6 protein-coding genes are annotated in these 7324 nt (G+C 52.5%); all 6 read left to right on the top strand.

Translation table 11 applies throughout. The features are described 5' to 3' along the window. Positions 1-656: 656 nt before the first annotated feature. Positions 657-1808 carry an efflux RND transporter periplasmic adaptor subunit gene (locus tag AC5E51_RS14145; RefSeq protein ID WP_491778733.1) on the top strand — a complete coding sequence of 384 codons (1152 nt, stop codon included), beginning with the start codon at positions 657-659 and terminating at the stop codon, positions 1806-1808. Positions 1809-1874: 66 nt separating this feature from the next. Then, a complete protein-coding gene (locus AC5E51_RS14140; RefSeq protein WP_491778732.1) occupies positions 1875-2528 on the top strand; it encodes an ABC transporter ATP-binding protein in 654 nt (217 codons plus the stop codon). Beyond that, positions 2525-3742 carry an ABC transporter permease gene (locus AC5E51_RS14135; protein WP_491778731.1) on the top strand — a complete coding sequence of 406 codons (1218 nt, stop codon included), beginning with the start codon at positions 2525-2527 and terminating at the stop codon, positions 3740-3742. The genes AC5E51_RS14140 and AC5E51_RS14135 overlap by 4 nt, the downstream gene beginning before the upstream one ends. Before the next feature lie 32 nt (positions 3743-3774). Continuing rightward, the gene (locus tag AC5E51_RS14130; RefSeq protein WP_488046817.1) at positions 3775-4974 is read left to right on the top strand and encodes an ABC transporter permease; all 1200 of its coding nucleotides are present in this window, start codon (positions 3775-3777) and stop codon (positions 4972-4974) included. Positions 4975-5227: 253 nt separating this feature from the next. Next, on the top strand, positions 5228-6514 hold the full coding sequence (locus AC5E51_RS14125; protein ID WP_491778730.1) for an ammonium transporter: 1287 nt from the start codon (positions 5228-5230) through the stop codon (positions 6512-6514). A 2-nt stretch (positions 6515-6516) separates the two neighbouring features. Next, on the top strand, positions 6517-7248 hold the full coding sequence (locus tag AC5E51_RS14120; protein WP_301387719.1) for a hypothetical protein: 732 nt from the start codon (positions 6517-6519) through the stop codon (positions 7246-7248). The last annotated feature ends 76 nt before the right edge of the window (positions 7249-7324 follow it).

Here is a 7324-nt window from a genome sequence, read left to right as displayed (position 1 = left end):
GCATTGGACACCTCGTCAGTTTGACTTTGGTGTCCGTTTTATCGGGGCAAGATCAGCAAAGTACTCAACAAGGAGGAAATTCAATCTATCTTCAAATACTGCACACAGACGAATAACTCTACCTGCAATTTCATCCGAATTAATTCTCTTCGCGAACTCTTTCCGTGACATCAATGAACCCTAACAGCTTGTTAGTGTGCATGCGCGTTTATCCTGAAACACTCTTTCGAGGTTTACAGGATAAGCTATTGATCGCATTGAAGAATCTTCCATACCTCCAATCTCCCTTACAGAAAAACGCGCACGCCTGTTATTTCGATAGTCCTACGCACATAAACTTGTAAACCAAGCAGGCAAGTCGTTGATTCGATTACGGTTTACGTTACCCCGCTCTGAGATAACGCGCAACCTCGAATGTAAAGCGTGCCAGACTTACTGGAAAAACGCAAAATATACTGTACATAAAAACAGTACCTCTTTACATTCTTAGATGGTCCATCAGCCTGGTATCAGGCGATGCCTTTTTTCTTTTACCGTAGCGCCAGGAATGCGCTGTATATCAACCAGACCTGACGCATGTCATTGCCCATCCCCCGCCCACTCTATATGTTATGGCGTATACGGAAATTCACGGTCACTGACCTACGAGGGCCATTATGAGTCTCCCCTCTCCTAAACTTCTGATTCCTATTGTGTTGATTGGCGCAGGTATAGCCGCTGTGCGCTTCTGGCCTGAGAGTCCGCTTGATGTCACGGTGTCGCAGGCCTCTGTCGGCTTGGTCGAAGCCAGTGTCGCCAATACCCGCTCAGGCACGGTTAAGGCTTGCCAGCGCTCGCGCTTATCGTTGCCCCTTGGTGGCCAGGTAAGTGTTCTTTATGTTGCTCAGGGCGATAAAGTTGAAGCTGGCGCGCCTTTGATGGAGCTCTGGAACGAAGACATTCGCGCCACTCTGGCGACTGCTGAGGCGCAGCTGGATACTGCTAAGCTTTCGCACGAGGCTACTTGTACACAGGCGCAATCGGACAAGCGTGAAGAACGCCGCATTCATGATCTTCATAAGCGCCAGATGGCATCGTCTGAGCAGTTAGACCGAGCAGAAACCGCGGCAACCATCAGCGAGCTTTCATGCAAACAACAAGAAACCCTGATTACTCAGGCGTCTGCCAGTCTGGATCTGCAGAAAGCTCGTTTTGCACAAACCCAGTTACGCGCTCCCTTCGCTGGCATTATTGCTGAGGTGAACGCCGAGATTGGTGAATACGCGACACCGTCGCCGCCGGGCGTAGCCACACCACCCGCCATTGATCTGATCAACCCTGATTGTTTTTACGTGCAGGCGCCGATTGATGAGGTAGATGCGGCTCAGGTAGCTCTGGATATGCCAGTGCGCGTTACGCTGGATGCCTTCGGCGACCGCACCTTTGATGGTCATGTCTCGCGTATATCGCCTTATATTCAGGATGAAGAGAAACAGGCCCGTACGGTGGATGTTGATGTGCGCCTCAACGAACTCCCTGACGGCACCCATCTGTTGATTGGTTACAGCGCCGATATCGAGGTTATTACAGCAACCTCTGACAACACCCTGCGGCTTCCTACCGAGCTGTTAATCGACACGGATCATGTGATGATCGCCAAAGACGGTCACGCCGTTAAGCAGCAGGTAGAACTGGGCCTGACTAACTGGACCTGGAGTGAAGTCATCGGTGGAGTGAATGAAGATGACCTGATCATCAACGAACCCGGCCAGAGCGACCTGACAGACGGCCGCACCGTGCGCGTGCTGGATACTATTGTTCATGACTGAGGCAATGAAGGCCGGGCCATTAAAGTTCGCGGAGTACATCGTCGCTTTCAGCTCGGTGACCAGACAGTGCATGCGCTTAATGATATCAGTCTGGATATTACGCAAGGCGAATATATTTCAGTGATGGGGCCGTCTGGTTCGGGCAAGTCGACACTGTTGAATATGCTGGGCCTGTTGGATGTGCCCGATGAGGGCGAGTACTGGCTCGCGGGCGAAGACACCGTACCCATGAGCGAGGAAGCGCGCGCGGGTTATCGCCGTGACCACATTGGTTTTGTGTTTCAGTCTTACCACTTAGTACCGCGCCTGAGTGCCCGTGAAAATATGGAGCTGCCTATGGTGCTGGCAGGTATTCCTCCAGCAGAACGCCGTAAACGCTTAGCACCTGTTATTCAACGCTTAGGGTTAACAGAGCGCGCCGATCATAAACCAGAGCAGTTGTCTGGCGGACAGCGCCAGCGCGTGGCGATAGGCCGCGCCATTATTATGCAGGCACCGCTGCTGCTCGCCGACGAACCTACCGGTAATCTTGATACTCATTCGGGCGCCGACGTAGTTGAGCTGCTGGAAGAATTAAATGCTCAGGGCGTTACCTTAATGGTGGTTACGCACGACATGGCACTCGGCCAGCGCGCAAAGCGACGTTTACGTATGGTGGACGGCGCCATCGTCAGCGACGATACATTCGCCATGAGCCCATCAGAAGAGCCCGCCCTATGATCCGCCTGCAGGATCACTTCACCTTTACCCTGCGCTCACTGACACGAACGCGTTTTCGTACCACCATGCAGTTAGTGGCTATGGCCATTGGTGTATTGGCAGTGGTGTTGCTGACCGGCATTGGCGAAGGCGGACGACGGTTCGTGATGGCCGAGTTCGCAAGCCTCGGCAACGATGTGTTAGTCATGCTGCCCGGCCGAAAAGAAACCACCGGCGGCCTACCGCCATTAACCGGCGAAGGCACCCGTGATATCACGCTTGAAGATGCCCAAAGCCTCATGCGAGTTTCCGGTGTCGAGCGTATTGCACCGATCGTTGTGGGCACCAGCCGCTTGAGCATTTCAGGGTTGAGCCGCGATAGTTTAGTTCTCGGGACAACTCAGGATTTCTTCAGTATTCGGGATCTCGCGTTCAACCAGGGGCAGGCGTTTACCACTCGCGAAGGTAGCCGTAGCCGCTCGGAATGTATTTTAGGGGCAACCCTGAGGGATGATTTATTCGGCCCGAAACGCGCGCTGGGGCAATGGATAAATGTCGCGGATTATCGCTGCCGCGTGACGGGCGTACTCACTGACTCGGGAACGGGTTTCGGCTTCGATATGAGCAACGCGCTGATCTTGCCCGTAGATAACGCTATGCAGATCTTTAATACCGAAGGTCTGTTCAGGGTAATGATTCAGATTGAGAACATTGATGCTGTACCAGCCATGACCACAGCCGTTGAGCAGCAAATGAAGCTACGCCACGACGGCCAGCTGGATATTACGATTGTTACGCCCGACAGCCTGCTCAGTGCCTTCAATAATGTACTGTTAATCATGACCTTTGCTGTCGCCGGTATTGCGGCCATCAGCCTGTTAGTTGCAGGAGTTTTAATTATGAATATGACACTCATCGGCGTAGCTCAGCGCCGGGCTGAAATTGGGTTGCTAAAAGCACTCGGGGCGTCATCAAAAGAAGTCCGCTTGTTGTTTATTACCGAAGCCACGTTACTCGCCACCAGTGGCGCTGTACTCGGCATGTTGATCGCAGAGTTTATTCTTTGGGGCCTTAGGTTTAAATTTCCGGAAGTGCCCTTCGCAACCCCGTTGTGGGCCAGCGTATCGGCGATTAGTGTGTCTGCCATTGCGGGTATTCTCTTCTCCTGGATACCGGCGCAGAAAGCCGCAAAGCTACCACCCGTGTTGGCACTGCAAGCTCAGGCAGGGAAATAACTGTGGTAGACGTTGCTGCGAGGGAAATATAAATGATCAGACCTGACGACTGGCTTCGCCTTGCTACCTCACCTGTCACCAGCCAGCCGGGCAAAAGCGTATTAACTGCGCTCGGCATCGCCATTGGTATTGCCGCAGTCACGCTGTTAACCACACTCGGGCACGGCGTTCGCCAATATGTTCTGGATAGCTTCTCACAATTTGGCACTCGTATTATTGCGATTACGCCGGGCCACAGCGAAACCGCCGGTATGGCCGGAGGGTTAATCAGCTCGGTGCGATTACTGACCCTCGATGACGCAGAAGCCTTAGCGAGAATTACCGGGAGCGAATGGGTGGTATCAAATGTTCAGGGCTCGGGGCCTGTACGTTATGGCGAGCGCGTTCGTAGTACAGAGATTCTCGGTACGACCTCTGATTTTAATCAGGCCTGGGATTTCCCTCTGGCGATGGGAAAGTTTCTGCCCGACACCGGCGGCAATAGCCCTGCTGTTACAGTGATAGGCAACACCTTATACCGAGAGCTGTTTCGCAGTGAAAACCCGCTCGGGAAGTTTATCCGCATTGGTGGCCAGCGTTATCGGGTCATTGGTGTGATGCAACCCAAAGGCTCAACACTGGGGGTTGATCTTGATGATATGGCGTACATTCCTGCGGATCGTGCTCTTACGCTTTTTAATCGCGAAGGCTTAATGGAAGTGGATGTCGTGTTCTCTGAGGGCACAACATCCAGCCAGATGCTTGAGCGCATAAAAGCGATGATGATAAAACGCCACGGCCAGGAAGACTTCACCCTGACCAGCCAGGATGAAATGCTCAGTAGCATGAACCGCATTCTCGGCATCCTGACCATAGGCGTCGCGGCTTTGGGTGGGATTTCTTTATTAGTCGGCGGCGTGGGTATCTTCACCATCATGACGACCAACCTGACCGAGCGCACCGCAGAGATCGGGTTACTGCGAGCCATTGGTTGTCCGCGACGGCAGCTGCTCAGTCTCTTTTTGGGCGAGGCCGTCATGCTCTCATTATTCGGTGCTTTTATCGGTATCGTTATCACAGCCGTTGTCGTTGCCCTGTTAAGCCTATTGGCCCCGGCCTTTCCGGTTCAGATTCAGTTTTCGACACTCGGACTGGCCATCGCTGTGGCCGTAATCACCGGGCTAATTTCAGGTATCTGGCCTGCGTATAAATCATCACGCCTGGGCCCGATTGAAGCGTTACGAGGTGAATAATAATCGTGCCCCACAGTGTTGTTTCCTTGCACTATTTTCGATCAGCCTGGCGCATCAATACTAAACACACACGCACCAATATCGTAAAAGCGGTTTAAATCCCCTTTCCATATAATTTCCATCCTGTCGCTGAAGGCCCATCGCTGCTGAGCTGCGACACATAACCTGCCGTTAATTACAAAGATATAAATAGATGGCACGACACTTGCCAATCAAGCAGGAGAAACTTTATAAGAAACATAGGCTTAGCTACATGTACATTCTCCCAGCGATACTCCTGTCGCTTACTCTGATCCCCGGTATCGCTCACGCCGATACCGGAATAACTAGCACGGATATCGTCTGGATACTGGTTTCCGCCACCCTTGTCTTTTTTATGCAGGCAGGCTTTGCCTTGCTTGAAAGCGGCATGTCGCGCGCGAAAAACGCGATTAACGTAATGATGAAAAACTACATCGATGTCTGTATCGGTAGTCTTTTGTTCTGGGCCGTTGGCTTCGGCATTATGTTTGGCTACAACCCCACAGGTTTCTTTGGTACCACGGCCTTCGGCTTATCCGAAGGCAGCAACTGGGACTTCACCTTCTTATTATTCCAGACCATGTTCGCTGCGACCGCTGTCACTATCTGCAGTGGTGCCATGGCCGAACGCACTCGCTATACCGCCTATTTATTATCTGCAGCGGCCATCGTCACCTTTATTTATCCTGTGTTCGGAAGCTGGGTCTGGGGCGGAAGTTACGGCGGTCAGGGCTGGCTTGCCGAACTGGGCTTTATTGATTTTGCAGGCTCTACCGTTGTGCACTCTTTGGGCGCATGGTGTGCACTTGCGGGGGTCATTGCGGTTGGCGCCCGTACCGGCCGTTTTGATAATTCGGGCAGAGTACGGAATATTCCGGGCCACAATTTATCTCTGGTTGCACTGGGTGGCTTCATCCTCTGGTTCGGCTGGTTTGGCTTTAATGGCGGCAGTGCATTATCTGCGTCAGAAAATATTGGCGGTATTATTCTTAACACTCACCTTTCCGCCGCGGCTGGAGCCGGCGGTGCGATTCTATTATCTGCTCTGTTGCAGCGTCCGATTCTTTTAACGACCACAGTTAATGGTAGCCTCGCAGGACTGGTCGGGATCACCGCGGGTTGCGCAACGATGGAACCGCCATTCGCCATCGTCACAGGCGCTGTCAGTGGTGTGATTGCAACTCTGGGTCAGGACCTGATGCTTCGTTGGAAACTCGACGATGTTGTTTCAGCAATTCCCGTGCATGGTTTCGCCGGTGCCTGGGGCACGATTGCCGCGGGGCTCTTTTTCGCTGGCGACATGTTCGATACTCAGCGTGTTGCGACTCAGGCCATTGGTGTCATCACTGCCTTCCTCTGGGCCTTCCCGCTGTCGCTGCTGGTGTTCACGCTGATTCGCTTTATGATCGGCCTACGTTCTTCGAAGGAACACGAGCAGATGGGCCTCGATTGTACCGAGCACAATGAAGTCGGTTATCCAGAGTTCCAGCAAAACATCACATTCCGTCAGGAGCCATAAGCATGAGCCCTGATATTAAACGTCGCATCGTGTTTACGATTTTGTCGGACTATATTGCTGGCGAAGAACTTCGCCAGGTTATGATCCTATGGCAAGCGGAATTTTCTGAACGCTCGCGTTATGAACTGAATCAGTTCCTGGGCGCGTGCCGGGATGTGCCTGGTATTCAGCAGAATCGCCTTGAGATTCTCAGTCGTCTGGTGCGCATGGTCATGGCTGCTAACGAATCTGATCTGAAGCCTGACCCCATCAACTGGATGAATTCAGCAGACGATGCAGAAACTTCGTTTACGCCTTCTGAGCCGGTGATCAAAGAAGAGACCCGTCGGCCTCAGCAAACTGCCTCCAGGCCTTCGCAATTCCAGAAGAACTCAGATACGGCACCGCAGAACAGTCTGGTCGCCGAAGTAGTTAATATGCTGTTTAGCCGCTTGCGCTCAGATCAGATACGCACCATTAAATCGTATGTGCTCAGCGCTGCTCAGAAGAAGAAATTGCAGCCAGCAGCTGTGGCTATGTTTGAACAACCGGATATTTCGGTCTCAGCCGTTCATACCCCACTCGAAATCAGGGATGCACGTAAGCTGATTAACTTCACCTACATCGGCTGCTGCGAGGCAATCGGCCCGGTAGATGCCGACTTGCTGCTTAGTAAAGCGGTACGCGAGGTCGGTGAGAAGTATCGAGGCACTGAGCCCTATGCGAACTGTCTGAACCAACTTCTGGGGCGGTAACGTTTGCAGCATGATTAAAAATTAAAAGCCACTGACAGGCTGCCAGTGGCTTTTTACATGTATCAGCAAGTGAGTA

The organism is Thalassolituus sp. (assembly GCF_984348125.1).
This window is presented reverse-complemented; position numbering and strand designations above follow the sequence as displayed.

Bases quoted from the DNA above. Each gene is read 5' to 3' on its own strand.
- AC5E51_RS14145 (WP_491778733.1), top strand. From the start codon at position 657: ATGAGTCTCCCCTCTCCTAAACTTCTGATTCCTATTGTGTTGATTGGC.
- AC5E51_RS14135 (WP_491778731.1), top strand. From the start codon at position 2,525: ATGATCCGCCTGCAGGATCACTTCACCTTTACCCTGCGCTCACTGACA.
- AC5E51_RS14130 (WP_488046817.1), top strand. From the start codon at position 3,775: ATGATCAGACCTGACGACTGGCTTCGCCTTGCTACCTCACCTGTCACC.
- AC5E51_RS14125 (WP_491778730.1), top strand. From the start codon at position 5,228: ATGTACATTCTCCCAGCGATACTCCTGTCGCTTACTCTGATCCCCGGT.
- AC5E51_RS14120 (WP_301387719.1), top strand. From the start codon at position 6,517: ATGAGCCCTGATATTAAACGTCGCATCGTGTTTACGATTTTGTCGGAC.